We start from the raw sequence: 25979 nt of genomic DNA, 5'->3' as shown, positions 1-25979 counted from the left end.
GAAGATTCGCGACGGGGATGGTCGATTTCGTACAACTGGGCGTGCCATGCGCGCCCGCGCGCGAGGCTATTCCCCTCGGTCGCGGAATGAAAGCCCACAAACATCATTGTAGTGCCTCCTCATCTGCCGTAGCTTTCCCGCGGGCGGAGGCGGCTCGGGCGGCGGCTGTTGCTGTCGCGCGCGGCGGCAGGCCGTCCGGAGTGCATCGCATCTCATGGGGAGGGGCCGGAAGTGTATCGCAAGATCCTCACGCCGATCGATCTCGCGCATCGCGATCGGCTCGCCAAGGCCGTCGATACGGCGATCGATCTCGCGCGCCATTGGGCGATTCCCGTCGTCCTCGTGGGCGTGACGGAAGCCGCGCCGAGCGCGATCGCGCACAATCCGCAGGAATACGCGCGCAAGCTCGCCGCGTTCGCCGAGGAGACGGCGCAGGCCACCGGCGTCGCGGTCGAGGCGCGCGCCTACACCGCCCACGACCCCGCGACGCAGATCGACGAGACCATCCTGAAGGCCGTCGCGGACACCGGCGCGGACCTCGTCGTGATGGCCTCGCACGCGCCGACCATCGGCGACGCGCTCGTGCCGTCGCACGGCGGGCGGCTCGCGAGCCACACCGCGATCTCGGTCTTCCTGGTGCGCTGAGCGCGCGAGGCGGGAAGGCGACCGGCAGGACGACGAACAGCGAGGGGGGACATCCCATGGACGACGACGCGACGCGGGCACCCGATCCGTCCGGGATCGACGCCATCCCGGCGCCGGAGGGCGCCACGACACTGATCGACACCGATTACACGATCGGCCAAGACAACGTCGAGCTCCAGGTCGGCCCGTTCGGGCTCGACATCCACAACCCGGTCTTCCTGATCTCGGGGCTGACCATCGTCGCCTTCGTGGTGCTGACCCTCGCCTTCCAGAACAGTGTCGAGCCGCTCTTCGCGGGCCTGCGCGACTTCCTGACATCGACGCTCGCCTGGTTCTTCCTCGGCGCGGCGAACATCTTCGTGATCCTGTGCCTCGTGCTGATCGCGAGCCCGCTCGGGCGCGTGCGCCTCGGCGGCAAGGAGGCGACGCCGGACTATTCCTATATCGGCTGGTTCGCCATGCTGTTCGCCGCCGGCATGGGCATCGGGCTGATGTTCTACGGCGTCTCCGAGCCGATCTCGCACTATTCAACCGCGATCGGCGGGGTGAGCGCCGAGGCCGGCGTGCGCACCGACTGGGCGCCGCTCGGCGGCGCGGCGGGAGACCAGGCGGAGGCGGTGCGGCTCGGCATGGCCGCCACGATCTTCCACTGGGCGCTCCACCCCTGGGCGATCTACGCCATCGTCGCGCTGGCGCTGGCGCTGTTCTCCTACAACAAGGGCCTGCCGCTCACGATCCGCTCGATCTTCTACCCGATCTTCGGGGAGCGGGTCTGGGGCTGGACCGGCCACGTCATCGACGTGCTCGCGGTGCTCGCGACGCTGTTCGGGCTCGCGACCTCGCTGGGCTTCGGCGCCGAGCAGGCGAATGCGGGGCTCGCCTTCCTCTTCGGCTTGCCGAACAACGACGGCTCGAAGGTGGTGCTCATCCTCGCCATCACGGGCGTCGCGCTGATCTCGGTCGTGGCGGGCCTCGACGCCGGCGTGAAGCGGCTCTCCGAGATCAACATGGTGCTCGCGGCGCTGCTGCTCGGGTTCGTCATCCTGGTCGGGCCGACCGTGCTCATCCTCGGCGGCTTCTTCCAGAACCTGTGGGCCTATGTCGAGTACCTGCCGGCGCTGTCGAACCCGGTCGGGCGCGAGGACGCGAACTTCTCCCAGGGCTGGACGGCGTTCTACTGGGCCTGGTGGATCTCCTGGTCGCCCTTCGTGGGCATGTTCATCGCGCGGGTCTCGCGCGGACGCACGGTGCGCGAGTTCCTCACCTGCGTGCTGATCATCCCCTCGCTCGTGTCCGTCCTGTGGATGACGGCCTTCGGCGGCACGGCGATCGACCAGATCGTCAGCCAGGGCATCACCGCCGTGCAGGACGCGCCGCTCGAGCTCAAGCTGTTCGAGATGCTCCAGGGCCTGCCGCTCACGCAGATCACCTCCTTCGTCGGCATCCTGCTCGTGATCGTGTTCTTCGTGACCTCGTCGGATTCGGGCTCGCTGGTGATCGACACCATCACGGCGGGCGGCAAGGTCAACGCGCCCGTGCCGCAGCGCGTGTTCTGGGCCGTCTTCGAGGGCCTGATCGCCGTCGCGCTCCTGCTCGGCGGCGGGCTGGCGGCGCTCCAGGCGATGGCGGTCTCGACGGGCTTCCCGTTCACGATCGTGCTGCTGCTGGGCTGCTTCGCGATCGTCAAGGGGCTGATGAGCGAGCCGCGCTGAGGGTGCGATCGGCCCATCGGGCATGGCGGCGCGCGCCCATCGTGCGCGCGCCCTCCCCTGTGCTACGACGAGGCGTCCGCCGCAGGAGCGCCCCATGTCCATGCTCGCCGCCCGCATCGCCCGGGAATTCGGATCACCCGCCCTCGTGATCGATCTCGACGTGGTCGCGGCGAACATCGCCCGCCTGCAGGCGGCCTGCGAGCGCGTCGGGCTCGCCAACCGCCCGCATATCAAGACCCACAAGAGCCCGGTCCTCGCGCGCATGCAGGTCGAGGCGGGGGCGCGCGGCATCACCTGCCAGAAGCTCGGCGAGGCCGAGGTGATGGCGGAAGCGGGCCTCGACGACATCCTGATCAGCTACAACATCCTCGGCGCCGACAAGGTCGGGCGGCTCGGCGCGCTCCTGCGCGACACGCGCGTGACGGTCGCCGCCGACAATCCGACCGTCGTCGCCGGCCTGCCGGAGGCGGGGCGGATCGCGGGGCGGCCGCTCGGCGTCGTCGTCGAGTGCGACACCGGCCGCGCGCGGGCCGGCGTCACGACGCCCGAGGAGGCGGTGACGCTCGCGCGCGATATCGCCGGGCGCGACGGGCTCGCCTTCGAGGGCCTGCTCCTCTACGCGCCCGAGGACGCGGTTTCGCAGACGCAGGCCTTCCTCGACGCGACGCTGGCGGGGCTCGCCGCCCACGGCCTCGCGGCGCGGATCGTCTCGACCGGCGGCACCCCGAACCTGCGCAATCTCGGGCGCATCCGGGGCGCGACCGAGCACCGGTCCGGCACGTCGATCTTCAACGATCGCATGATGATGGCCTGCGGCGCCGCCGCGCTCGAGGACTGCGCGCTCCACGTCGTCGCCACCGTGGTGAGCCGCGCCGCGCCCGCGCGCGGCATCCTCGATTCGGGCTCGAAGACGCTCACCAGCGACACCGGAGGCGGGCTCGACGGGTTCGGGCTCCTCCGCGAGTACCCGCGGGCGCGCATCGCCCGCTTCGCCGAGGAGCACGGGTTCCTGGATCTCTCCGCCTCCCCGGACACGCCCGCGGTCGGCGAGGTGGTCCGCATCGTGCCCAACCACGTCTGCGTCACCGTCAACATGCACGATCGCTACGTCGCGGTGCGCGGCGAGGAGATCGTCGGCGAGATCCCGGTCGCGGCGCGCGGGCGCCTCGCCTGACCGCCCCGCCGCTCAGCGGCGGGACGTGCCCATGCGGGCGAGGACCACCGCGAGATAGGCCGCGAACAGCAGCGCCGTGGCGTAGGCGAAGCCGTGCGGGCGCACGAGGTCGAGCCCGCCGCCGATGACCGGTGGGCCGACCATCATGCCGACATTGTAGAGGATGACGAAGGCGGCGTTGGCCGAGGCGAGGTCCGGCCCGCTGAAGCGCGCACCGAGATGCGCGAGGCCGACCGTGTAGAGCGCGCCGACGACGCCGCCCCAGACGAAGAGCACGGCACCGAACAGGATCGGCGAACCGGCGACGATCGGCATCGCGAGCGAGCCGGCGACGCCGACCACCGCCGCGGCCAGGAGCAGGAGGCGCCGGTCGACCCTGTCCGAGACGATGCCGATCGGGATCTGGAGCGCGACGTTGCCGAGCGCGACGAGGCTCACCAGGAAGGCGGCGCCCTCCGCGCTCATGCCCAGCGCGACGCCGTAGACCGGAAGGATCGCGAAGCCGCCCGTCTCCACCGCCCCGAAGACGAGCGCGGCGATGGTGGCGATGGGGGCGACGAGGATCATCGAGACGACGGAGCGCGCCGGCCCGTGCCCGATCGCCGGCGACAGCCCGCGCGCCAGAAGCAGCGGCAGCGCGGCGACGCACACGAGGAGCGCGCCCGCGAGGTAGGGCGCCCAGCCGCTCGTCCCGACGAGGGCGAGCACGGCGGGCCCGGCCGCGAAGCCGAGCGCCAGCACGGTGGCGTAGATGCCCATTACCAGCCCGCGGCGCCCCGGCGGCGCGACCGCGTTGATCCAGTACTCCGAGAGCACGAACAGGCAGCCGATCGCCGCGGAGAAGACGAAGCGCAGCGGGAACCAGGCGGCGAACGAGAAGAAGAGCTTGAACGCGATCATCGTCACCGCCGCGACGAGCACCGCGCCCCACAAGAGCGTCGAGACCCCGAAACGCGCGGCGAGCCGCGGCGCGAAGGGCACGAACAGCACGGCGGCGAGACCGGCGACGGCCGTGTTCGCTCCGATGCCGATGCCCGAGACGCCCATCCGCTCCATCTCGAGCGAGAGCAGCGGGATCGACAGCGACAGCCCGACGCCCACCGCGCTGATGCAGCCGATCGCGGCCGCGATCGAGGCGACGCGCTGCCGGTCGAGGCGGCTGTCCTCCGCGGGCCGGGCGGCGTCGCTCATACCTCCTCGCGCACGAAGACGCCGCGGACCATGTGGTAGTACGGCACCGGCAGCATCGGCGAGAACCCGGCCTCCACCCGCGCGGCGAGCTCGTCGAGGACGACGGTGGTGATGGTCGGCAGGTCGAGCGCCCGGGCCTCGTCGAGCGAGACCCACTTCAGCTCCACGAGCTCGGAGCTCTCGCCCACCACGCCCTCGACCTCGTGGCAGATCGCGGCGCGGTCGACGACGAAGAAGCGCGTGTCGAAGCGCTTGGGGCGCCGCGGCGGGGTGATCGCGCGTGCGATGAACTGGAGCACGTCGAGCTCGGGGAAGACGCCCTCGCGCACGAAGTCCGCCCACGGCCCCTCGATCTCGAGATCGGGCGGGCCGTAGTCCTTCGAACCGAGCATGAGCCCGGTCTCCTCCCAGGTCTCGCGGATCGCGGCGAGCGCGAGCGCCCGGTTGCGCGAGGACGAGGGCCGCGTCACCCGCGCCGAGAGGGCGGCGTCGGTGCGGTCGTCGAGCATGCCGGCGGCGACCATACGGCGGTCGCTCGCGTCGATGCGCCCGCCGGGGAAGACGAACTTGCCCGGCATGAACTTGTGGCCATCGTGCCGGCGCCCCATCAGCAGCTTCGGCACGCGGCCCGACGTGTCGATCACGATCAGGGTGGCGGCGTCGCGCGGGCGCTGGTTCGCCCATTTCTGCTCGCGCTCGGCCTTCGTCAGGCGCTCCGCGAGCGCCGTCCCGGCCTCGCCCACGCTCTCGTCACCCGTATCTCGCACCTCACCCCGTCCTTTCCGCGCCGGCACCGAATCCGTGCATGCCGAGCGCGTATTGCAGGCCGACGACCGCGCCCTTGACCGGCTGCATCAAGGCGAGCGTCATCGCCAGCGTCAAGGTCGGCCAGACCGCGAGCGTGAGCCACAGCGGCCAGTCGAGATTGGTCTCCGTGAGCAGGATCCCGTAGCCGACGATGTGGCCGACGATGAAGATCGTGACGTAGGGCGGCAGGTCGTCGGCGCGGTGGTGGTGCAGCTCCTGCCCGCAGGCGCCGCAGGCGTCCGCGACCTTCAGGAAGCCGCGGAACGCACGACCTTCGCCGCAGGCGGGGCAGCGGCAGGCGAGCCCGCGACGGATGCCGCGCGTCCAGGAGATGCGGCGGCCGGGCGCGTCGTCGATCCGTCCTGCCTGCATGCGCGTGTCTCCTCTCGCGTTCCGCCGTCCGGCGGTGCCTCGCGCCCTGTCTCGACGAGATCGCGTGCGGGCGCAAGCGCGGCCTTTCGCGGCGCGGCGACGCGTCCCGCGTTTGCCCCGCGGCGCGGCTGTGCTAGCGAGGAGCCCCGTTCCGAGGGGCGTCCCCCGCGCCCCGCCGCGTCGAAGACTTCTCCACGATGTCCCTCATCCTCTCGATCTCGTCGACCTCGCACGACGCCGCCGTGAGCCTGCACGACGACTACCGCATGCTCGCGGCCGTTCCGCTCGAGCGCGTCACCCGCGTGAAGTCCGACGGGCGGCGGCTGCCGCACGAGGCCGTCGCCGAGGCGCTGACGATCGGGGGCGTCGGCGCACAGGACGTCGACGTGCTCTGCCTCGCGCGCGGCCACATGCCGGCGCGGCTGATGCGCTTCGGGCACGATCTCCACGGCCTGCGCCGCCGCTCGCAGATCCTGCTCGACCGGCTGGCCGGGCGCGAGCGCGGGGCGGTGCTCAAGAGCGAGCTCCACACGGCGCGCGCGCTCGAGGCCGAACGCCTCCTCGACGTCGCGGCGCTGATGGCGGAGCTGGGCCTGCGGCCGCAGACGCGGCTCCACGTCTACAACCATCACCTCGCGCACGCCCTGCCGTGCCTGTTCCACAATCCCGATTGGGAGGACGCGCTCCTCTACACGTCCGACGGCGGCGGCGACGGCGTGTGCTACTCGATCCGCTCGTTCCGCGAGGGGGCGCTGGAGACGCTCTACGGCGGGGACGAGTGGGTGCTCGAGCAGCCCCGCGTCGATTCGGTCGCGCTCGCCTACGGCTACGCGACGGAGGCGCTCGGCTACAAGATCCAGCGCCACGAGGGCAAGCTGACGGGCCTCGCCGCCTGGGGGCAGCCGGTGCTGCGCGATCGGCTGCGGGCGCACTTCCGGCTCGACCAGGAGACCGGCGAGATCCTCTCGGACTTCCCCTCCACCAAGGCCATGCGCCGGGCGATCTTCGCCATGGCGGAGGGCGTCTCGCGCGAGGACGTCTCCGCGTCGGTGCAGGACCTCGCCGAGGAGATGACGCTCGCCGCGGTGCGCCGGCTGCTCGAGCGGCGCCCGAGCCGCAATCTCGGCGTCGCCGGCGGGCTCTTCGCCAACGTCAAGCTCAACCAGCGCCTCGTGGAGGAAGCGGGGATCGACAGGCTGTTCGTCTATCCCGCGATGAGCGACCAGGGCCTGCCGCCGGGCGGCGCGCTGTCCTACCTCCTGGAGCGCGACGGCCTGCCCCGCTGGCTGGAAAACCGCGCGCGGCTGGAGAGCGTGTATCTCGGGCGCGACTACGACGATGTCGTCGACGCCCATCTCGGCGCCGAGCCGGGCCTCGCCAGGGTCTCGGACGATCCGGTCGGCGCGAGCGTCGAGGCGCTCGCCCGGCGCGAGGCGGTGGCGCTCTACGCGGGGCGCATGGAGTTCGGCCCCCGCGCCCTGGGCGCCCGCTCCGTGCTCGCCGCGCCCGACGACCCGAGCGTCAACCAGACCCTCAACGCCCGCATGGAGCGCTCCGAGTTCATGCCCTTCGCGCCCTTCTGCGCCGAGGAGGACGCGGACACGATCTTCGACCTGCCGGCGGGCTCGCGCTACGCGGCCGAGTTCATGACCGTCACCTGCCGCGTGCGCGCGGACTGGCGCGAGCGGCTGGCCGGCGTGACGCACGTCGACGGCACGGCGCGCCCGCAGGTGATCCGCCGCGCGCTCAACCCGACCTACTGGGACATCCTCGCCGCCTGGAAGGCACGCACGGGCCTGCCGGCGCTGATCAACACGAGCTTCAACGTGCACGAGGAGCCGATCATCGACACGCCGGCGCAATGCGCCCGCGCGCTCCTCGACGACCGGGTCGACGCGGTGGCGACGAACCGGGGGCTCTACCGCCGCCGGACCTGAGCCGCCGCGCGCGGCTCACCACTCGTCGCGGCGCAGGCGGTTGTGCACGTCGGTCGCGGCGATCTCGCCCTGCGCCATGGCGACGCCGAGCTGGTTGAGCCCCGTCACCACGTCGCCGACGGCCCAGACGCCGTCCGCCGCCGTGCGCTGATGCGGGTCCGCGGGGATGCGGCCGTCCTCGGCGAGCGGAATGCCGAGATCCGCCGCGAGCCCGGAATGCGGGCGCATGCCCATGGCGGAATAGAGCGCGTCGACCCGGATCTCGGCGCCGTCGGCGAGCCGCACCACGACGCCGGTCTCGCCCGCCGCGCGCGCGATGCTCTCGATCGCGGCCTCGACGAGGCGAATGCCCGCGGCCTCGAGGCGCGCGCGTCCGGCGTCAGCGCAGCCGAGCGGCGCGCCGTTGGTGAGGGCGACGATCCCGGGCGTGTAGGTGCGCAGGAACAGCGCCTCGCCCACGCAATGGTCGCCGCGGCCGAGCACCGCGAGGCGCCGGTCGATCATCTCGTAGGCGTCGCAGATCGGGCAATGGCGAACCAGCCCCGCCTTGACCGCCTCGAACGCGTCCGCGATCGGCGGCTCGACGTCCGACACGCCGGTGGCGAGGACGAGGGTGCGGGCGCGGGTCTCGGCGCCCGAGGCGCGCAGGAGACGGAACGCGCCGTCCGCCTCGCGCGCAATCCGCTCCACGCGGTCGAGGACGGGTCGCGCGCCGTAGCCTGCGAGCTGATCGCGAAGCCGGCTCAGGAGCTCGTCGCCGGTAACGCCGCCGGGAAAGGCCGGATGGTTGCGCGAGCGCGGGATCCAGCGCGCGCGCGACGTGTCGCCGTCGAGGAGCACGAACCGCCGCCGGAAGCGGGCGAGGTACACCGCCGCGGTGAGCCCGCCGATGCCGCCGCCTACGATGGCGCAATCGTGTAGCGTGTCCATGGGTGAGGCTCTCCGGAAGCTCGGGCGCGGCCGCGGCGAGCGGGCAACGCCCCGGGCGCGGGAACGTTCGCGCAGGCTCGTAACGACCACCGGTGCGTGGATCCGTGCAGGGAATCCGTGGAAACGGTCACTGAGCTGTTGCAAACGCAGCTTAGCCGGTTTCCTCTCTCCGGGACCCGTCCAGGTCCAAGCCCTCTCGGGAGGAAAGTACGATGACCTTCGCAAAGACCCGCATGACCCGGCGCACGCTGCTCACCGGCGCCGCCGCGATCGGCGTAGCCGCGCCCTTCGTCTCGCGCCGCGCCCTGGCGCAGTCGCCCACCGTCAACATCTTCGCCTGGGCCGGCTACGTCACCGACGAGATGCTGGCGAAGTTCGAGGCCGACACCGGCATCCGGCCGGTCTTCACGCCCTACGGCACGAACGACGAGCTGCTCAACCAGATGCGCGCCTCCAACGGCGCCGGCTTCGACGTGATCTGGCCGACGGTGGACCGCGTGCCGAACTACGTCGAGTTCGGGCTCGTCCAGCCCATCGACGAAGGCAAGGTGATGTGGGACCGCGTCATCGCCTCCGCCGTCTCCGGCTCGGAGAACATGGGCGCGGTCGTCGACGGCAAGCGCTACCAGGTCCCCTCCGACTGGGGCACCGAGGCGCTCGCCTTCGACACGCAGCAGGCGCCGCTCGAGTACGGCTCGGCTTCCTACGGCGACATCTGGAAGCCGGAGATGGAGGGCAAGGCGACCGTTCGCGGGCATTCCGCGCTCGTCGGCATCGGCCTGTGGCTCGAGGGCGAGGGCAAGCTGCCGCGCCCGATGCGCGAGGCCTTCGCCTCGGAGGAGGCGATGGTCGAGGTCTACGACGTCATCCTCGCCGAGGCGATCGCCCGCAAGGGCAACGTCGCGCAGTTCTGGTCGAACGAAAACGAGGCGCAAGGCGCCTTCCGCGTCAACGGCGCCGCCATCGGCCAGACCTGGGACTCGACCGCCGCCGGCCTCGCCCGCGAGGGCCTGCCGATCGGCTACATCGCCCCCAAGGAAGGCGCGCTCGCCTGGATGGAAGGCCTCTCCATCCCCGCACAGGCGGAGAACCTCGACGAGGCCTACGCCTTCATCAACTGGATGCTGACGCCGGAAGCCGGCGCCATGTACTCGAACGCCACGTCGATCAACTCGACCGCGGTCGGTGCCGACGCGCTGCTCTCCGACGAGGCCAAGGCCTTCTTCGCCGCGGCCTATCCCGGCGACGCGCTCGACAAGCTGTGGTGGTGGCCGATCCAGGACAGCTGGTTCGTCGCCAAGCGCAACGAGTACCAGGACCGCTTCCTGTCGGCGTGATCGCACGATGCGTCCCCCCTCTCCCAGATGGGAGAGGGGCCGGGGGTGAGGCTGGCCGGCATCCGGCGACCCTCGCCCCCGGACACGTCGAACCCGTCCGTCGCGACCGGCCGCATGCGCCGGTTCCGGCCGACACGATCATGGTCGGGCCGTACACCCTCACCCCCCGCCCCTCTCCCGTCCGGGAGAGGGGCGGGCCGCGAGACCAGGACCTGCGATGTCCCACTCCGTCGCGCTCGAGCGCATCACCATGTCCTTCGGCGCGACGAAGGCGGTCGACGACGTGTCCTTCACCGTCGAGCCCGGCGAGTTCTTCTCGATCCTGGGGCCGTCGGGCTGCGGCAAGACGACGATCCTGCGCATGGTCGCGGGCTTCCTCGCGCCGAGCGCCGGTCGCGTGCTCATCGGCGATCGCGACATGGCCGGGCTCGGGCCGAACCAGCGGCCGACAGCGATGATCTTCCAGTCGCTCGCGCTCTTCCCGCTGATGCCGGTGTGGGAGAACATCGCCTTCGGGCTCGAGGCGCGGGGCGTGCCGAGGGCGAAGCGCCGTCGCCGGGCGGACGAGCTGCTCGAGCTCATCGCGCTGCCCGGCTACGGCGACCGCAAGATCGCCGAGCTCTCCGGCGGCCAGAAGCAGCGCGTCGCCATCGCCCGCGCGCTCGCCGTCGAGCCGGAGGTGTTGCTGCTCGACGAGCCGCTCTCGGCGCTCGATCTCAAGCTGCGCCAGCACATGCGCGCGGAGCTGCGCGCGATCCAGAAACGCACCGGCGTCACCTTCCTCTACATCACCCACGACCAGTCCGAGGCGCTCGCCATGTCGGACCGCGTGGCGGTGATGAGCGCGGGCGTGCTCCAGCAGGTGGCGGCGCCGCGCACGCTCTACGAGGACCCGGAGACGCCCTTCGTCGCCCGCTTCGTCGGCGAGACGAACGCGATCCCCGGCACCGTGGCGCACGTCGCCGACGGCATCGCCGCCCTCGACACGGCCCACGGACGGCTCTCGGCGCGGGCGGGGCGTGGCGTCGCGGCAGGACGCGCCGCGACGCTCTACGTGAGGCCCGAGGCGCTCGGCATCGCGGCCGCGGACGCGCCGAGCGCGCTCGGCGCACGGGTCGAGCGGCTCGACTTCGAGGGTGCCTTCGGCCTGCTGCACGCGGTGACCGCGGACGGCGCGGCCGTGCTCGCCGCCCTGCCCTCGACGACGCTCGGCGCCGCGCCCGCCGCCGGGGAAGCGGTGCGCTTCGCCTTCGCGCCGCGCGACGCCATCGCGCTCGGCGCGGCGCAGGGGGAGGCGTGAGATGGGCGCGCTGACGGCGCGCTTCGGCGCGGGGCTCGCGGGGTTCTTCGTCCTGCTCGTCGGGTTCTGGCTCGCGGGGCTCGTGCTCGCGCCGAACCTGATGATGATCGACTTCGCCCTGCGCCCGAACCTCCTGCCCGCCGACGTCGGCGGCCCGGCGGACGTCTACTCCCTCGACAACCTCGCCTATCTCGCGGGCGAGCCGGTCCACCGGGACATTTTCTTCAAGACGGTCTGGGCGAGCGCGCTGGTGATGCTCGCGACCTTCGTCGTCTGCTATCCCCTCGCCTACTGGCTGGCGCAGACGGCCTCGCCCTCGGCGGCCTCGCTCGTGGTGCTGGCGCTGATCGTGCCGTTCTGGATCAACGAGGTGCTGCGCACGCTCGCCTGGTACATCCTGTTCGCCTTCCGCGGGCCGCTGAACGCCCTGCTCCTCGGCCTCGGCATTCTCGACGAGCCGATGCGCTGGTACGGCGACGGGGGCGTCCTGGTGGGGATGGTCTACGCCTACATCCTGTTCATGCTTTTCCCGATCTACAACTCGATCGAGAGCCTGGAGAAGGCGCAGGTCGAGGCGGCGCGGGACCTCGGCGCCTCGACCTGGCGCATCCACACGCGCATCGTCATCCCCCACGCCAAGGCCGGCATCGCCACGGGCTGCGTCTTCACCTTCATGCTCGCGGCGGGGAGCTACGTGGCGCCGGCGCTGCTCGGTGCGCCGGGCAGCCGCTGGTTCACGCAGATCATCTACAACTGGTTCTTCGAGGGCGGAGACTGGAACCGCGGCGCGGCCTACGCGCTCGTGCTGCTCGTGCTGTGCCTCGCGGTGGTGCTGATCACGCTGCGCGTGTTCCGCGTCTCGCTCACCGACGTGGCGAAGTGAGGGAGACCGCGCGATGACCGACGCCGTCGCCCTCCCCCCGCCGGCCACCCCGGTGCGCACGCCGCTCGCGACGCGGGCCGCCGCGGCGATCCCGAAGATCCTGTTCTGGATCTACGTCGGCGCCTTCTTCGTCTACCTGTTCGCGCCCCTCGTGGTGATGAGCGCGGCGGCTTTCAACACGAGCCGTTTCCCTACCTTGACGCCCTGGCTCGGGACGACGACGGACTGGTTCGCGCAGATGGCGGACGACGCGGCCATGTGGCGGGCGCTGTGGACCTCCGCCCTCGTCGCGCTCGGCGTCGTCGCCATCGCGGTGCCGGTCGGCACGGCGGCGGCGCTGGTGCTGACGAGCCTGCACGCGCGGGCGCGCTCGGTGCTCTACGCGCTGATGGTCTCGCCGCTGCTGACGCCGGGCGTCGTCATCGGCATCGCGACGCTGGTGCTCTGGCGCCAGATCGGGGTCGGCGGCGGGCTCCTGCTCATCGTGCTCGCCCAGGCGAGCTTCATCTCGGCCTACGTCATGCTGATGGTGGCCGCACGCCTGCAGCGCTTCGACCGGACGCTGGAGGAGGCCGCGCTCGGGCTCGGCGCGACGAAGCTCATGGTCTTCCGCCGCGTGCTCCTGCCCTTCCTCCGGCCCGCGCTCCTCGCCGCGGCGCTGCTCGCGACGCTCCAGAGTGTGGAGAACTACAACACGACGCTGTTCGTGCGCGGCTTCGAGACGCCGCTCACCGTCTACATCGCCACCAAGGTCCGCACCGGGCTCACCCCCGCCGTGAACGCGCTCGCGCTGGTGATGATCGCGATCACGATCGCCGGTGCGCTCGCCTGGGAGATCGCCCGGCGGCTGGAGGCGCGGAGGGCTGCGACCCCTTCGTAGAGCCGTTCGAATGCGGGCGAGCGGCACCGCCGCCCTCCCCACCCTCCGTCCTTCGGCCGTCGTCCTCCCCTGCGGGGAGGAGGCGATGGGGCGGGCGTCGGTGAATTCGCGGTCGAAGCCGATGCAGGCCGCCGACCGCCACCTCCCCGCAGGGGAGGACGGAGCTCGAAGAGCGGAGGGTGGGGAGGGCGGCGGCACGTCTGCAAGGAATACGCGCCCCGCCCCGCGACCCCGGCCTCACTCCGCCGCGCCGTACCCCCCGCCCGTGGGCGTGATCACCGTCACCGCCTCGCCGGCCTCGAGCACGGTCTGGTCGCTCCCGGCGAGCTCCTCGATCGTCCCGTCGAGGCGGCGCACCAGGGTGCGGCCGAGCGCGCCGGGCTCGCCGCCGCCGACGCCGAAGGGGCGGACCTTGCGGTGGGAGGCCAGGATCGCGCAGTCCATCCGCTCGCGAAAGCGGATCGTGCGCGCCGTGCCGTCGCCCGCCGACCACTTGCCACGCCCGCCGGAGCCGCGGCGGATGTGGAAGTCCTCGAGCACCACGGGGAAGCGCTGCTCCAGGATCTCCGGATCGGTCAGCCGCGAGTTCGTCATGTGCGTGTGCACGCCCGATGCGCCGTTCCAGCCGGGCCCGGCGGGGGCGCCGGAGCAGATCGTCTCGTAGTACTGGTAGGTGTCGTTGCCGAAGGTGAGGTTGTTCATCGTGCCCTGGGACGAGCCCATCGCCTGGAGCGCGCCGAAGAGGCAGTTCGTCACCGCCTGGCTCACCTCGACGTTCCCCGCGACCACCGCCGCCGGATAGCGCGGCGAGAGCATCGAGCCGTCGGGGATGACGATCTCGATCGGCCGCAGGCACCCCGCGTTCATCGGGATCGCGTCGTCGACCATCACCCGGAAGACGTAGAGCACCGCCGCCCGGGTCACCGGCGCGGGCGCGTTGAAGTTGTCGGGCTGCTGCGGCGAGGTGCCGAAGAAGTCGACCCGCGCCGTGCGCTTCGCGCGATCGACGGTGATCGAGACGCGGATCGCGCAGCCCTGGTCCATCGGGTAGTCGAAGGAGCAGTCCTTCAGGCGATCGAGCAGGCGGCGCACGCTCTCCGCCGCGTTGTCCTGGACGTGGCCCATGTAGGCGATGACGACGTCGAGGCCGAACGAGGCGACCATCTTCTCGAGCTCGGCGACGCCCTTCTCGTTCGCCGCGATCTGCGCCTTCAGGTCGTTGACGTTCTGCACGACGTTGCGCACCGGGTACTTAGCGCCCTCGAGCAGCGCCACGAGCTCGGCTTCGCGGAAGCGCCCGCGGTCGACGAGCTTGAAGTTGTCGATATAGACGCCCTCCTCCTCGATGTGCGTCGCGCGCGGCGACATCGAGCCCGGCGCCACCCCGCCGACGTCGGCGTGGTGGCCGCGCGACGCGACCCAGAACAGGATCGTCGTCTTGTCGGCGTCGAACACCGGCGTGCAGACCGTGATGTCGGGCAGGTGCGTGCCGCCGTTGTAGGGGGCATTGAGCACGAAGACGTCGCCCGGATGGATCTGCGGGTTGAGGCGGATGATGGTCTCGACCGAGCGATCCATCGAGCCCAGATGCACCGGCATGTGCGGGGCGTTGGCGACGAGGCTGCCGTTCGCGTCGAACACCGCGCAGGAGAAGTCGAGCCGCTCCTTGATGTTGACCGAATAGGCCGTGTTCTGCAGCGTCACGCCCATCTGCTCGGCGATCGACATGAACAGGTTGTTGAAGATCTCCAGCATGACCGGGTCCGCCTCGGTCCCCACCGCATGGCGGACGGCCGTCGCCTTCACGCGGGCGAGGACGAGATGGTCCTTCTCGGTGAGCCGCGCCTCCCAGCCGTCCTCGACGACGATCGTCTGGTTCGGCTCGACCACGATCGCCGGACCCGGGATGCTCTGCCCCGGCCGGATCGCCTCGCGCAGGTACACGCCCGCGTCGCGCCAGCCCTTGGAGAAGATCCGCGTCGTGCGCGCCGGCTCGGGCGTGCCCTCGGTCGTGGCGAGCCCCTCGGCCTCGGCGAACTGCGCGCCGCCGCCGACCGCCTCGATCTCCACCGCCTCCACCACGAGCGCCTTGCCCTCGTCGACGAAGCCGAAGCGGCGCTTGTGCTGCGCCTCGAAATCCGCCCGCATCGCGCGCGCGGAGGCCGGCGCGATCGGCGCGTCGAGTGCCGCCCCGGCCAGCGTCGCGGCGTCGACCTGGAGCGGCGTGTCGGTGCCGGCATAGCGCACGTGTGCGCGCACGATCACCTCGATGTCGTCGCGCGGCACGCCCTGGCCGGTCAGCTCGTCGACCGCCTCGTCGACCAGGCGCTTCGCCGCGACGGCGAGGGCCGCGGGCGCATCCGCGTCGAGGGCGGCGTCGACCGCGCTCTGGCGCGTCGCCCGGATGTCGGCGAGCCCCATGCCGTAGGCCGAGAGCAGCCCGGACAGGGGATGCACGAGCACCGTCTTCATCCCCAGCGCATCGGCGACCTTGCAGGCGTGCTGCCCGCCCGCGCCGCCGAAGCAGTTGAGCGCGTAGCGCGTCACGTCGTAGCCGCGCTGGACGGAGATCTTCTTGATCGCCTCGGCCATGTTCGCCACCGCGATCTCGAGGAAGCCGTCGGCGACCTCCTCGGGCGTGCGCCCGTCGCCGATCTCGGCGGCGAGCGTCTCGAAGGCCGCGCGCACGGCCTCGGCATCGAGCGGCTCGTCGCCGTTCGGCCCGAAGATCCGCGGGAAGCAGTCCGGCAGGAGCTTGCCCACCATGACGTTGGCGTCGGTCACCGCGAGCGGCCCGCCGCGGCGGTAGCAGGTCGGGCCGGGATGGGCGCCGGCGGAGTCCGGCCCGACGCGGAAGCGCGTGCCGTCCCACTTCAGCATCGAGCCGCCGCCGGCGGCGACCGTGTGGATCAGCATCATCGGCGCGCGCATGCGCACGCCCGCGACCTCCGTCTCGAAGGCGCGCTCGTAGGCGCCGTCGAAATGCGCGACGTCGGTCGAGGTGCCGCCCATGTCGAAGCCGATGACCTTGTCGAAGCCCGCCGCGCGGCCGGTCTCCGCGAGGCCCACCACGCCGCCGGCGGGGCCGGACAGGATCGCGTCCTTGCCCTGGAACAGCTCGGCCGCGGTGAGCCCGCCGGACGACATCATGAACATGAGGCGCGCGCCGGTGCGTGCGACGTCGAGCTCGTCGGACACCTGCGCCACGTAGCGGCGCAGGATCGGGGAGAGGTAGGCGTCGACCACCGTCGTGTCCCCCCGCCCGACGAGCTTCACCAGCGGCGAGACCTCGTGCGAGACCGAGACCTGCGGGAAGCCCATGGCGCGGGCCAGCTCCGCGACGCGGCGCTCGTGCTCGGGATGCTTGTAGCCGTGCACGAACACGATCGCGAGCGCCCGGTGCCCGTCTGCCCGCGCCCGCTCGAGCGCGGCGCGGGCGCCCGCCTCGTCGAGCGGCGTCTCGACGGTGCCGTCGGCCAGCACGCGCTCGTCGATCTCGACCACCTCGTCGTAGAGCTCGTCGGGCTTGACGATGGCCTTGGCGAAGATGTCGGCGCGCGCCTGGTAGCCGATGCGCAGCGCGTCGCGAAAACCCTTCGTGGTGAGGAGCAGCGTGCGCTCGCCCTTGCGCTCGAGCAGCGCGTTGGTCGCGACCGTGGTGCCCATCCGCACCTCGCCGATCGTGCCCGTGGGGATCGGCTCGCCGCGGGAGAGGCCGAGGTGGTCGCGGATGCCCTGCACCGCGGCGTCGCGGTAGGCGTCGGGATTCTCGGAGAGCAGCTTGCGGGCGTGCAGGCGCCCGTCGGGATCGCGGGCGATCACGTCCGTGAAGGTGCCGCCGCGATCGATCCAGAAGTCCCACACGCCGCTCATCGTCGCCTCCTGAGATCGCCGCGCGCATGGCTCCGGAGGCGCGGCTTCGTCTGTTCCCGTCCGGCATCATCGCCGACATCGACAAATCGTCAACATTTTTCCGATGAGTTGACGTTAGGATATTGACACGGTGTCGAGCGCAGATCACCCTTGCAGCATGCGCATGGTAACGAGGGATGCGCGCAAGAGCCGCCCGGCCCTTCGTGGCCGGCGGCGAGAAGGGAGCGACACCATGAACATCTTCGCACGCGTCTTCGCGGGCGTCGCCCTGTCGGCCGTCGTGGCCGGCACGGCCTCGGCCCAGAGCTGGGACATGCCGACCCCCTATCCCGACGCGACGTTCCACACGGTCAACATCGCCCAGTTCGCCGATGCGGTGCGCGAGGCGACCGGTGGCACGCTCGACATCACGGTGCATTCGGCCGGCTCGCTGATCAAGCATCCCGAGATCAAGCGCACCGTGCGCTCCGGCGTGGTCCCGATCGGCGAGGTGCTGATCTCGCTGCACGCCAACGAGAACCCGATCTACGGCCTCGACTCCGTGCCCTTCCTCGCGACCTCCTACGAGGACGCGCGCCGCCTCTACGCGGCGCAGCGTCCGGCGCTCGAGGAGGCCCTGGCGGAGGAAGGCCTGACGCTGCTGTTCTCCGTGCCGTGGCCGCCGCAGGGCATCTATGCCGGCCAGGAGCTCGACTCCATCGAGGACCTGCGCGGCCTGCGCTTCCGCACCTACAATCCCGGCACGGCGCGCATCGCCGAGCTGTCGGGCGCCACGCCCGTCCAGGTCGAGGTCGCGGACCTGCCGACCGCCTTCGCCACCGGCCGCGTCGAGGCGACGATCACCTCGCCCTCCACCGGCGTGAACTCGACGTTCTGGGACTTCGTCTCGCATTATCACGACACCCAGGCCTGGCTGCCCCGCAACATGGTCGTCGTGAACACGGCCGCCTTCGAGGCGCTCGATCCGGGCGTGCGCGCCGCCCTGCTCGAGGCCGCCGCGGCGGCGGAGGCCCGCGGCTGGGAGATGTCGGCCGCAGACACCGAGGCGGCGACGAAGACGCTCGCCGACAACGGCATGACGATCGTCACGCCCTCGGAGGGGCTGTCGACGGGCTTCCAGGAGATCGGCGCCCGGATCGCCGACGAGTGGGCCGCGAGCGCCGGCGAGGCCGGCACCGCCGTTCTCGACGCGTACCGCGCGAACTGACGACGTCACCTCCCCGCCGGGGAGGTCGGCCGCGACGCGGACCGGTGGGGGGGAGCCGTTCGACCCTTCCCCACCGGCCGCTTCGCGGGCGCCGAGCGCTCCGGAGGCCGGAGACGGGTCGGCGGTCGCCATCGACGTCGTGACTGGAGGACTTGCATGCGTCGTGCGCTCGATCTGCTCTACGCCGCGGGCCTTTGGCTGTCGGCCCTGTGCATCCTCGTCATCGCGACGCTCGTCGGCCTGCAGGTCGCGGCGCGCGTGTGGGACGCGATCCTCCAGGCGCTCGACCTGCCGCGCTCGGGCTTCGTGATCCTCTCGCTCGCGGAGATCTCGGGCTACCTGTTCGCGGCGGCGAGCTTCCTCGCGCTGGCGGGGACGCTGAAAGCCGGCGCGCACATCCGCGTCACCATGCTCGTGAACGCGCTCCCCGCCCGGGCACGCACCGCGATCGAGGCGGCGGCGCTCGCTTTCGGGGCGGTCGCGGCGGGCTTCGGCACCTGGGCGATCGGCGGCTACGCCTGGGAGAGCTGGCGCTTCGGCGAGATCTCGCCGGGCCTGGTGCAGGTGCCCCTCGTCTGGCCGCAGGCGGCGATGGCGGCGGGCGCCGCGCTCCTGACGATCGCCTTCCTCGACGAGCTCGTCGAAACGCTGCGCACCGGCAGCCCGAGCTTCCGCGCGGCCGAGGACGCCGCCGCACACGGGCAGGAGGGCTGAGCGATGGAGCCGACGACCCTGATGCTCCTCATCGTCGCGGTGCTGTTCGCGATCCTCGCCAGCGGCGTCTGGATCGCGGTGGCGCTGGCGACGCTCGGCTTCGTCGCCCTCGTCGTCTCGCTGCCGCTGCCGCCCGGCGCGATCCTCGCGACCGCGATGTGGCAGCAGCTGAACTCGTGGGACCTCACCGCCCTGCCCATGTTCATCCTGATGGGCGACATCCTGTTCCGCACGCGCCTGTCGGAGGACATGTTCGAGGGCCTCACCCCCTGGCTCGCCCGGCTGCCGGGGAGGCTCCTGCACGTCAACGTGCTGGGCTGCACGATCTTCGCGGCGGTCTCCGGCTCCTCTGCGGCGACCTGCGCCACGATCGGGCGGATCTCGCTCGGCGAATTGAAGAAGCGCGGCTATTCGGACGTGATGGCGATCGGCACGCTCGCGGGCTCGGGCACGATCGGGCTGATGATCCCGCCTTCCATCATCCTCATCGTCTATGCCACGGCCACGGAGCAGTCGGTGGCGCGGCTCTTCATCGCCGGCGTCCTGCCCGGGCTGATGCTCACCGCGCTGTTCATGGGCTACGTGATCGTCTGGGCGCTGCTCAACCGCCACCGGATGCCGCCGCCCGAGCCGGCGATGCCGCTGCGCCAGCGCCTCGCCAAGCTGCGCCGGCTGGCGCCCGTCGTGCTCCTCATCGCCGGCGTGATCGGCTCGATCTACGCGGGCTTCGCCTCGGCGACGGAGGCGGCGGCGGTGGGCGTGTTCCTGGCGCTCGCCATCTCCTGGAAGGCGGGGACGCTGAATGTCGAGACGTTCCGCACCGCGCTCCTGTCGGCGACCAAGACCTCGTGCATGATCGCCTTCATCCTCGCCGGCGCCGCGTTCCTGACGACGGCGATGGGCTTCACCGGCATCCCGCGCCTGCTGGCGGAGTGGATCGGCACGTTCGGCCTCTCCCAGGCGATGCTGCTGCTCGCCCTGACGCTGTTCTTCATCGTCATGGGCTGCTTCCTCGACGGCATCTCGCTCGTGGTGCTCACCACCTCGATCATCATGCCGCTCGTGACGGCGGCGGGCATCGACCTGATCTGGTTCGGCATCTTCATCGTGCTCGTCGTCGAGATGGCGCAGATCACGCCGCCGGTGGGCTTCAACCTCTACGTCCTGCAATCGCTGACGGGGCGCGACATCTTCCGGCTGGGCCTCTACACCGCGCCCTTCTTCCTGATCATGTGCCTCGCCGCGCTGCTGCTCGCGCTCTTCCCGGAGATCGCGCTGTGGCTGCCGCGGACGATGCTCGAATGAGCGGAGACGACGCCATGAGCCGCCGCGCCCGCACGACGCCCCCGAGCACGACCGCGACGCCGACGGCCGCCGACGAGCGCGCCGGGACTGCGGCGAGGGGCGTCGGCCCGGTCGTCTCCTCCGCCCATCTCGCCGAGACCGGGCTGCCGGCGCTGTCGGAGCTCGAGTTCGGCCTGATCCTCGCGAGCCACGCCTTCGAGCGCTGGATGGTGCGCTGCATGGCGGCGGCCGGGGTGCCCGACGTCTCCGCGCTCGACGTGCTGATCCTGCACACCGTCAACCACCGCGGCCGCCCGAAGAAGCTCGCCGACATCTGCCTCGTCCTCTCGATCGAGGACACGCATCTCGTCTCCTACGGCGTGAAGAAGCTCGAGGCCGCGGGCCTCGTCGCCTCCGGGCGCGCGGGCAAGGAGAAGACGGTGGAGATCACCGAGCGGGGCCGGTCCATGTGCCTGCGCTATCGCGAGATCCGCGACGCGCTGCTGACGAAGCCGCTCGCGGCGACGGCGCTCGACGAGGCGCGCCTCTCCGAGCTCGCGGCGATGCTGCGGGGGCTCTCGGGGCATTACGACCAGGCGGCGCGCGCCGCGGCGAGCCTCTAGCCGGCGCGGCGCGGCACGCCGGCCCTGGCGAGCGCGTCGACCCGGTGGTTGAGCGGGTCGTCGGCGTGGCCCTTGACCCAGTGCCAGCTGACGGAGTGGCGGGTGCGCGCCTCGTCGAGGCGGCGCCAGAGGTCCTCGTTCTTCACCGGCGCCTTCGCCGCCGTGCGCCAGCCCTTGGCCTTCCAGCCGGCGAGCCAGGTGGTGATGCCGTTCCGCACGTACTGGCTGTCGGTGTAGAGGTCGACGGTGCAGGGGCGCTTGAGCGCCTCCAGCGCCTGGATCGCCGCCATCAGCTCCATGCGGTTGTTGGTCGTCACCGCCTCGCCGCCGTTCAGCTCCTTCTCGCGCTCGCCGAACACGAGCAGCGCCCCCCAGCCGCCCGGGCCGGGATTCCCGAGGCAGGAGCCGTCGGTGTAGATCATCACGCGAGGCGCGCCCGCGGCTCCCGCCTTCGGGGAGGCGGCCCTGGCGGAGCTCGCCTCGGGGGAGGTCTCGGCATTCATCGGTCGAGCCCGTAATCGGCGGCGCTCTCGGCGCGGCGGTGGAAGGCGAGCTTGCGGTCGTACTCGAGCGGGTCCTTGGGCCGCACGAAGGCGCCCTCGGGCACGTCGAGCCAGTCGACGAGGCGGGTGAGCAGGAAGCGCAGCGCCGCCCCGCGGCAGAGCGTCGGCAATGCCGCCACCTCGGCGGGCTCGAGCCGCCGCACCCGCTCGTAGCCCGCGATCAGGGCCCGGCTCTTGGTCACGTTGTAGGACCCGTCCGGCTCGAAGCACCAGGCGTTGAGGCAGATGGCGAGGTCGTAGGCGAGCTGGTCGTTGCAGGCGAAGTAGAAGTCGATCAGGCCCGAGACCTGCTCGCCGATGAAGAACACGTTGTCGACGAAGAGATCGGCGTGGATCACCCCCTCGGGCAGGCCGGCGGGCCAGTGCCGCTCCAGGTGGTCGAGCTCGGCGCGGGTACGCGCGGCCAGACCGGAAGCGACCGTGTGCGCCTCGGCCTCGGCCTGGGCGAAGAGCGGGCGCCAGGCGGGGAGCGAAAGTGCGTTCGCGCGCCGCAGCCGGAAGTCCCGCCCCGCCTCGTGCAGGCGCGCCAGCGCCTCGCCCAGCGCGCCGCAGCGCTTCGCCGAGGGCCGACGGATCGAGAGGCCCTCGAGGAACGTCGCGATCGCGGCCGGGCGCCCGGCCAGCCGGCCGAGCGTCTCACCGCGGCGGTCGCGCACCGGCAGCGGGCAGACGATGCCGCGGCTCGCCAGATGCTCCATCAGGCCGAGGAAGAACGGCAGGTCGGCCTCCGCCACGCGCTTCTCGTAGAGCGTGAGGATGTAGGAGCCGCGGCTCGTGTGGAGGAAGTAGTTGGTGTTCTCGACGCCCTCGGCGATGCCCTTGAAGGAGAGCACGGCGCCGATGTCGTAGCCCTCGACGAAGGCGACGAGCGCCTCCTCCGGCACGTCGGTGTAGACCGCCACGGCTATTCGGCGGCTTCGCCGCGCAGGCCGCGCGGCAGTGGGAAGAACACGTCCTCGGTCACCGTCGTCACGGTCTCGACCGAGACCTCGTAGCGCTCGGCGAAGGCGTCGATGATCTCCTCGACGAGCACCTCCGGCGCCGAGGCGCCCGCCGTCATGCCGAGCCTGCGGATGCCGGAGAACACGGTCCAGTCGATCTCCTCGGCGCGGTTGGCGAGCCGGGCGACGCGGCAGCCGGCGCGCTCGGCGACCTCGCGCAGGCGCTGGGAGTTCGAGGAATTGGGCGAGCCCACGACGATGAGGGCGTCGACCTGCGGCGCGACCGTCTTGACCGCCTCCTGGCGGTTCGTCGTCGCGTAGCAGATGTCCTCCTTGTGAGGGCCGACGATCCCGGGAAAGCGCGCCTTGAGCGCCTCCACGATCTCGCGGGTGTCGTCGACGGACAGCGTCGTCTGCGTGACGAAGGCGAGCGCCTGCGCGTCCGCCGGCTCGAAGGCGGCAGCGTCCTCTCGGGTCTCGATCAGCGTGATCGTGCCGGCGGGAAGCTGGCCCATCGTGCCGACGACCTCGGGATGGCCGGCATGCCCGACGAGGAGGACGTGGCGGCCCTTCCTGGCGTGGACCTGCGCCTCGCGATGCACCTTGGTGACGAGCGGGCAGGTCGCGTCGATGGCGTGCATGCGCCGCCGCAGCGCCTCGTCCGGCACCGACTTCGGCACGCCGTGGGCGGAGAAGATCACCGGCGCGTCCCCGTCCGGAACCTCGTCGAGCTCACGCACGAACACCGCGCCCTTCTTGCGCAGGCTCTCGACGACGTACTTGTTGTGGACGATCTCGTGGCGCACGTAGACCGGCGCGCCGCGCTGGGCGAGCGCCTGCTCGACGGCGTCGATGGCGCGCACCACGCCCGCGCAGAAGCCGCGGGGGGCGCACAGGAGGATCTCGAGAGGCGGCTTCGTCATCGGGTACGGTCTGTGGCGAGACGCGCCGCGTGTCAAGCCGGCGCGAGGGCGCGCCTCAGGAGGCGAGCGCGACGGGCGCGGCGTCCGTCGTCGGGCAGGTGCCCTCCCCGCGGACGGGGCGCGCGAAGTCGCGGCAGAAGCCGGGGATCGCGTCTCCCGCCATCGGCCGGGCGAAGTGGAAGCCCTGGGCGAGGCTGCATCCGGCGGCCATGGCGAAGCGCAGCTGCTCGCGCGTCTCGATGCCTTCGACCAGCGTCTCCGCGCCGAGCGCCTCGGCGAGGCGCAGGACGCCCTGGAGGACGCTGGCGCGCGTCTCCCGGTCGCCCTCGACGAGGAAGGACCGGTCGATCTTGAGGAGGTCGGGCTCGAGCCGCACCAGGTAGGCGATGTTCGAGTAGCCCGTGCCGAAATCGTCGAGCGCGAGGCGCACGCCCAGGGCGGAGAGCGCGGCCAGGCTCTCGCCCACCTGGTCGCATTCGGCGAGCAGCACGCCCTCGGTGATCTCGATCTCGAGGTCCTCCGGGGCGAGGCCCCAGCGCGCCAGCGTCCCGGCCACCTCGCGGGCGAGCACCGACGAACGGAAGCTGTGGGGCGAGACGTTCACGGCGACACGCAGCCGCAGTCCCGCCTCGCGCCAGCGCGCGGCGGTGGCGCAGGCCTCCTCGAGCACGAACCGGTCGAGGGTCGCGATCTGGCCGCTCTGCTCGGCGATGGCGATGAACTCGCCGGGCGGCACGATCCGCCCCGTGCGCCCGCAGCGCCAGCGGACCAGCGCCTCCGCCGCGACGACGGTGCCGCGCAGGACGTCGACCTGCGGCTGGAACTCGAGGAAGAGCTCGTGCTCGTCGAGCGCCCGCGCGAGCCCGTCGCGCAGCGCCTCGACGTGCCGGCGCTTCGTCATCAGCCCGGGGGTGAACACCATGGTCGAGCCGCGCCCCGCCTCCTTGACGGCGTAGAGCGCAGCATCGGCGCAGGTGATGGCTTCCTCGATCGTGGGCGCGTCGGCGGGCCAGACGGCCACGCCGCAGCTGAAGGCGATCGGCACGACCTCGGCGCCGACATCGACCGTGACCGGTCGCACGCGTCGCGCGTCCAGGCGCGCGCAGACGTCGGCCACACCGCCGCGCCCGATCCGCGTCGCCACCACGAACTCGTCGCCACCCCAGCGCGCGACCACGCCGTCCGCGCCGAACTCCTCGCGCAGCCAGGCCGCCGCGGCCTTCAGGATGGCGTCCCCGGCCGGGTGCCCGAGCCTGTCGTTGACGGCCTTGAAGCGGTCGAGGTCGAAGACCATCACGGCGTGTGCCGGCGCGGACGACGCCTGCGACATCCCGTGCGCCCACTCGGTGAAGCCGCGCCGGTTGGCGGTGCCGGTCAGGCTGTCGCGCCCGCTCGCCGTCTGCAGTTGCGAGACGATGCTGCGGTTGCGGCTGAACAGGCCGATGGAGAGCATCGACAGGACGAGGAGCATCAGGACGCTGCCCACGACCCCGAGCCATGCGCTGCTCGTCTCCGCCGCCTGCAGGCGCAGGGCCTCGTCGATCTCGGCCTCGATCCCCCTCGTGTAGTCGTTCGTCGCACGCACGAGATCGGCACTGATGCCGCGCAGATCGGCGAGGAGCGCCTCGTCCAGCGGCGCCCCCGCGCCCACGAGGCGATCGAGCCCGTCCATCAGGTCGCAGGCGAGCGGCGCGAAGGCGGTGCCCTCGTCGACCATCGGGCCGCGGCTCAGCGCGGTGAGCATCTCGAGGCGCACGTGGAACCGATCGGCCGCATCGGCGACCAGGCGCTCGGTGCGCGGGTCGGTCGGCGCCATGGACGCGGCTGCGAGAAGGCCGTCGAGGGCGACGATCTCCGCATACGTATAGCGCAGATGACGCACCATGTACTGGCCGAGGTCGATCTCGCCGCGCTTGATGCTTCCGGCGCCCCAGATCGCGACGAGCGTCGCGATCAGCCCCGCGAAGAGGATCAGCGTGCCCAGGAACGGGGACGACCGGTCCCCGAAGGCGCGGGGGAGGCGGCGCACGACCGGCATCGCCTCACCATTCGATCTCGGAGAGGAGCCAGACGCTCCGGTCGACGTAGATCCGGTCGTCGAGCTCGGGGTGGAGATGGACGGGGTAGAGCAGCCGTGCCGGGCCGCGGGCGCGGGCATCGAGGAGCTCGCCGTCGGCGCGGGTCGCGAGCACGAGCGGCCAGCGCTCCCAGTCCTCTCGCGGGACATCGGCGGCATAGCCGTCGGACGCGCGCAGGGTGACGGCCTCGGCCTCGTGCGCGCCGACCAGGCGCAGCACGTCCGACAGCAGAACGCCCTGGAACAGCACGCCCTCGGGGTCGAGCGACATCGCGCTCGGGATCTCGACCATCGGCAGCCGCTCGATCTCGGCGATCGACAGCACACGGCCCGATGAGGCCGGCCCCACGCGGATGGTCGCCGCGTCCGCGCGCACCATGGCGCCCGGCGCGGTCTCGCGCTCGCCGGCCTGCGCCGCGGCCGGGGCCGCCGGCAGAACGAGAGCGCAGGCGATCGCGAAAGAAGCTGCGAGGCGTATCACGGTGATCCTCCACCTATCCCGCTCGGCGGCGCGGCGGGAGGCGGACCATGGCCCGGCGGCGTGACGAAGAGCTTAAGCCGATCGCAGAGCGACGGGTGGACGTCGCCGACGCCGATCGCACCGAT

Annotated in this window: 22 protein-coding genes; 12 read left to right on the top strand and 10 right to left on the bottom strand. The window is 71.8% G+C overall.

Annotated features, from left to right (window positions below; translation table 11 throughout):
* The first annotated feature begins 231 nt into the window (after window positions 1-231).
* The 3 genes from G407_RS0121750 (at window position 232) to G407_RS0121740 (ending at window position 3531) form a co-directional block, all read left to right on the top strand.
* Entirely contained in the window at window positions 232-645 is a 414-nt protein-coding gene (locus tag G407_RS0121750) for a universal stress protein (RefSeq protein WP_029032505.1), read from the top strand.
* Window positions 646-701: 56 nt separating this feature from the next.
* Entirely contained in the window at window positions 702-2357 is a 1656-nt protein-coding gene (locus G407_RS0121745; protein WP_052341730.1) for a BCCT family transporter, read from the top strand.
* Between the two features lie 94 nt (window positions 2358-2451).
* Window positions 2452-3531: an alanine racemase gene (locus tag G407_RS0121740; protein WP_029032503.1), complete on the top strand. Its 1080-nt coding sequence runs from the start codon at window positions 2452-2454 to the stop codon at window positions 3529-3531.
* A gap of 12 nt (window positions 3532-3543) precedes the next feature.
* Here G407_RS0121740 and G407_RS0121735 read toward each other — a convergent pair whose 3' ends face one another.
* From G407_RS0121735 to G407_RS0121725, 3 genes are read right to left on the bottom strand one after another with little or no spacing between them, the layout of a single operon-like run.
* Complete coding sequence (locus tag G407_RS0121735) at window positions 3544-4722, bottom strand: MFS transporter (RefSeq protein WP_029032502.1); 1179 nt, start codon at window positions 4720-4722, stop codon at window positions 3544-3546.
* Window positions 4719-5489, bottom strand: coding sequence for an NUDIX hydrolase (locus G407_RS0121730; protein ID WP_342418143.1), 771 nt, complete (start codon window positions 5487-5489; stop codon window positions 4719-4721). Before G407_RS0121730 ends, G407_RS0121735 begins: the two co-directional genes overlap by 4 nt.
* Window position 5490: 1 nt before the next feature.
* On the bottom strand, window positions 5491-5901 hold the full coding sequence (locus G407_RS0121725; protein ID WP_029032500.1) for a DUF983 domain-containing protein: 411 nt from the start codon (window positions 5899-5901) through the stop codon (window positions 5491-5493).
* Window positions 5902-6098: 197 nt separating this feature from the next.
* On the opposite strand from G407_RS0121725, the gene G407_RS0121720 reads away from it, so the two are divergent.
* A complete protein-coding gene (locus G407_RS0121720) occupies window positions 6099-7838 on the top strand; it encodes a carbamoyltransferase C-terminal domain-containing protein (RefSeq protein WP_029032499.1) in 1740 nt (579 codons plus the stop codon).
* A 15-nt stretch (window positions 7839-7853) separates the two neighbouring features.
* On the opposite strand, the gene G407_RS0121715 is transcribed toward G407_RS0121720, so the two are convergent.
* Entirely contained in the window at window positions 7854-8768 is a 915-nt protein-coding gene (locus G407_RS0121715) for an NAD(P)/FAD-dependent oxidoreductase (RefSeq protein WP_029032498.1), read from the bottom strand.
* A gap of 212 nt (window positions 8769-8980) precedes the next feature.
* On the opposite strand from G407_RS0121715, the gene G407_RS0121710 reads away from it, so the two are divergent.
* From G407_RS0121710 to G407_RS0121695, 4 genes are all read left to right on the top strand, one after another.
* Complete coding sequence (locus tag G407_RS0121710) at window positions 8981-10105, top strand: extracellular solute-binding protein (protein WP_029032497.1); 1125 nt, start codon at window positions 8981-8983, stop codon at window positions 10103-10105.
* Between the two features lie 217 nt (window positions 10106-10322).
* Entirely contained in the window at window positions 10323-11405 is a 1083-nt protein-coding gene (locus G407_RS0121705; protein ID WP_029032496.1) for an ABC transporter ATP-binding protein, read from the top strand.
* A 1-nt stretch (window position 11406) separates the two neighbouring features.
* Complete coding sequence (locus G407_RS0121700) at window positions 11407-12288, top strand: ABC transporter permease (RefSeq protein WP_029032495.1); 882 nt, start codon at window positions 11407-11409, stop codon at window positions 12286-12288.
* Between the two features lie 13 nt (window positions 12289-12301).
* On the top strand, window positions 12302-13168 hold the full coding sequence (locus tag G407_RS0121695; RefSeq protein ID WP_084327719.1) for an ABC transporter permease: 867 nt from the start codon (window positions 12302-12304) through the stop codon (window positions 13166-13168).
* Window positions 13169-13405: 237 nt separating this feature from the next.
* On the opposite strand, the gene G407_RS0121690 is transcribed toward G407_RS0121695, so the two are convergent.
* Window positions 13406-17041: a hydantoinase B/oxoprolinase family protein gene (locus G407_RS0121690; protein ID WP_029032493.1), complete on the bottom strand. Its 3636-nt coding sequence runs from the start codon at window positions 17039-17041 to the stop codon at window positions 13406-13408.
* Window positions 17042-17273: 232 nt separating this feature from the next.
* Here G407_RS0121690 and G407_RS0121685 point away from each other — a divergent pair, with 232 nt between their 5' ends.
* The 4 genes from G407_RS0121685 (at window position 17274) to G407_RS29310 (ending at window position 20869) form a co-directional block, all read left to right on the top strand.
* Window positions 17274-18248, top strand: a complete 975-nt coding sequence (locus G407_RS0121685; RefSeq protein WP_029032492.1) for a TRAP transporter substrate-binding protein — start codon at window positions 17274-17276, stop codon at window positions 18246-18248.
* A 156-nt stretch (window positions 18249-18404) separates the two neighbouring features.
* Window positions 18405-18962 (top strand): TRAP transporter small permease, encoded by a 558-nt coding sequence (locus tag G407_RS0121680; RefSeq protein WP_029032491.1) that lies wholly within the window; start codon window positions 18405-18407, stop codon window positions 18960-18962.
* Window positions 18963-18965: 3 nt separating this feature from the next.
* A complete protein-coding gene (locus tag G407_RS0121675) occupies window positions 18966-20267 on the top strand; it encodes a TRAP transporter large permease (RefSeq protein WP_029032490.1) in 1302 nt (433 codons plus the stop codon).
* Between the two features lie 14 nt (window positions 20268-20281).
* Window positions 20282-20869 carry a winged helix DNA-binding protein gene (locus G407_RS29310; RefSeq protein WP_052341792.1) on the top strand — a complete coding sequence of 196 codons (588 nt, stop codon included), beginning with the start codon at window positions 20282-20284 and terminating at the stop codon, window positions 20867-20869.
* Here the strand turns inward: G407_RS29310 and rnhA are convergent.
* The 5 genes from rnhA to G407_RS31910 form a co-directional block, all read right to left on the bottom strand.
* Entirely contained in the window at window positions 20866-21291 is a 426-nt protein-coding gene (rnhA, locus tag G407_RS0121665) for a ribonuclease HI (protein WP_043540385.1), read from the bottom strand. The two genes, G407_RS29310 and rnhA, sit on opposite strands and share 4 nt — an antisense overlap.
* A 77-nt stretch (window positions 21292-21368) precedes the next feature.
* On the bottom strand, window positions 21369-22334 hold the full coding sequence (locus G407_RS0121660; RefSeq protein ID WP_029032488.1) for a homoserine kinase: 966 nt from the start codon (window positions 22332-22334) through the stop codon (window positions 21369-21371).
* Between the two features lie 2 nt (window positions 22335-22336).
* Window positions 22337-23296 carry a 4-hydroxy-3-methylbut-2-enyl diphosphate reductase gene (gene ispH, locus G407_RS0121655; RefSeq protein WP_029032487.1) on the bottom strand — a complete coding sequence of 320 codons (960 nt, stop codon included), beginning with the start codon at window positions 23294-23296 and terminating at the stop codon, window positions 22337-22339.
* A gap of 55 nt (window positions 23297-23351) precedes the next feature.
* Window positions 23352-25325 (bottom strand): putative bifunctional diguanylate cyclase/phosphodiesterase, encoded by a 1974-nt coding sequence (locus G407_RS30780; RefSeq protein ID WP_156917676.1) that lies wholly within the window; start codon window positions 25323-25325, stop codon window positions 23352-23354.
* Between the two features lie 13 nt (window positions 25326-25338).
* Window positions 25339-25854, bottom strand: coding sequence for a putative pterin-binding protein (locus G407_RS31910; protein WP_052341727.1), 516 nt, complete (start codon window positions 25852-25854; stop codon window positions 25339-25341).
* Window positions 25855-25979 lie beyond the last annotated feature (125 nt).

Origin of the sequence: Salinarimonas rosea DSM 21201, from assembly GCF_000429045.1 — a bacterium.
Taxonomy (GTDB): domain Bacteria; phylum Pseudomonadota; class Alphaproteobacteria; order Rhizobiales; family Beijerinckiaceae; genus Salinarimonas; species Salinarimonas rosea.
The sequence above is the reverse complement of the archived record's forward strand: the minus strand, read 5'-3'. Positions and strand labels throughout refer to the sequence as shown.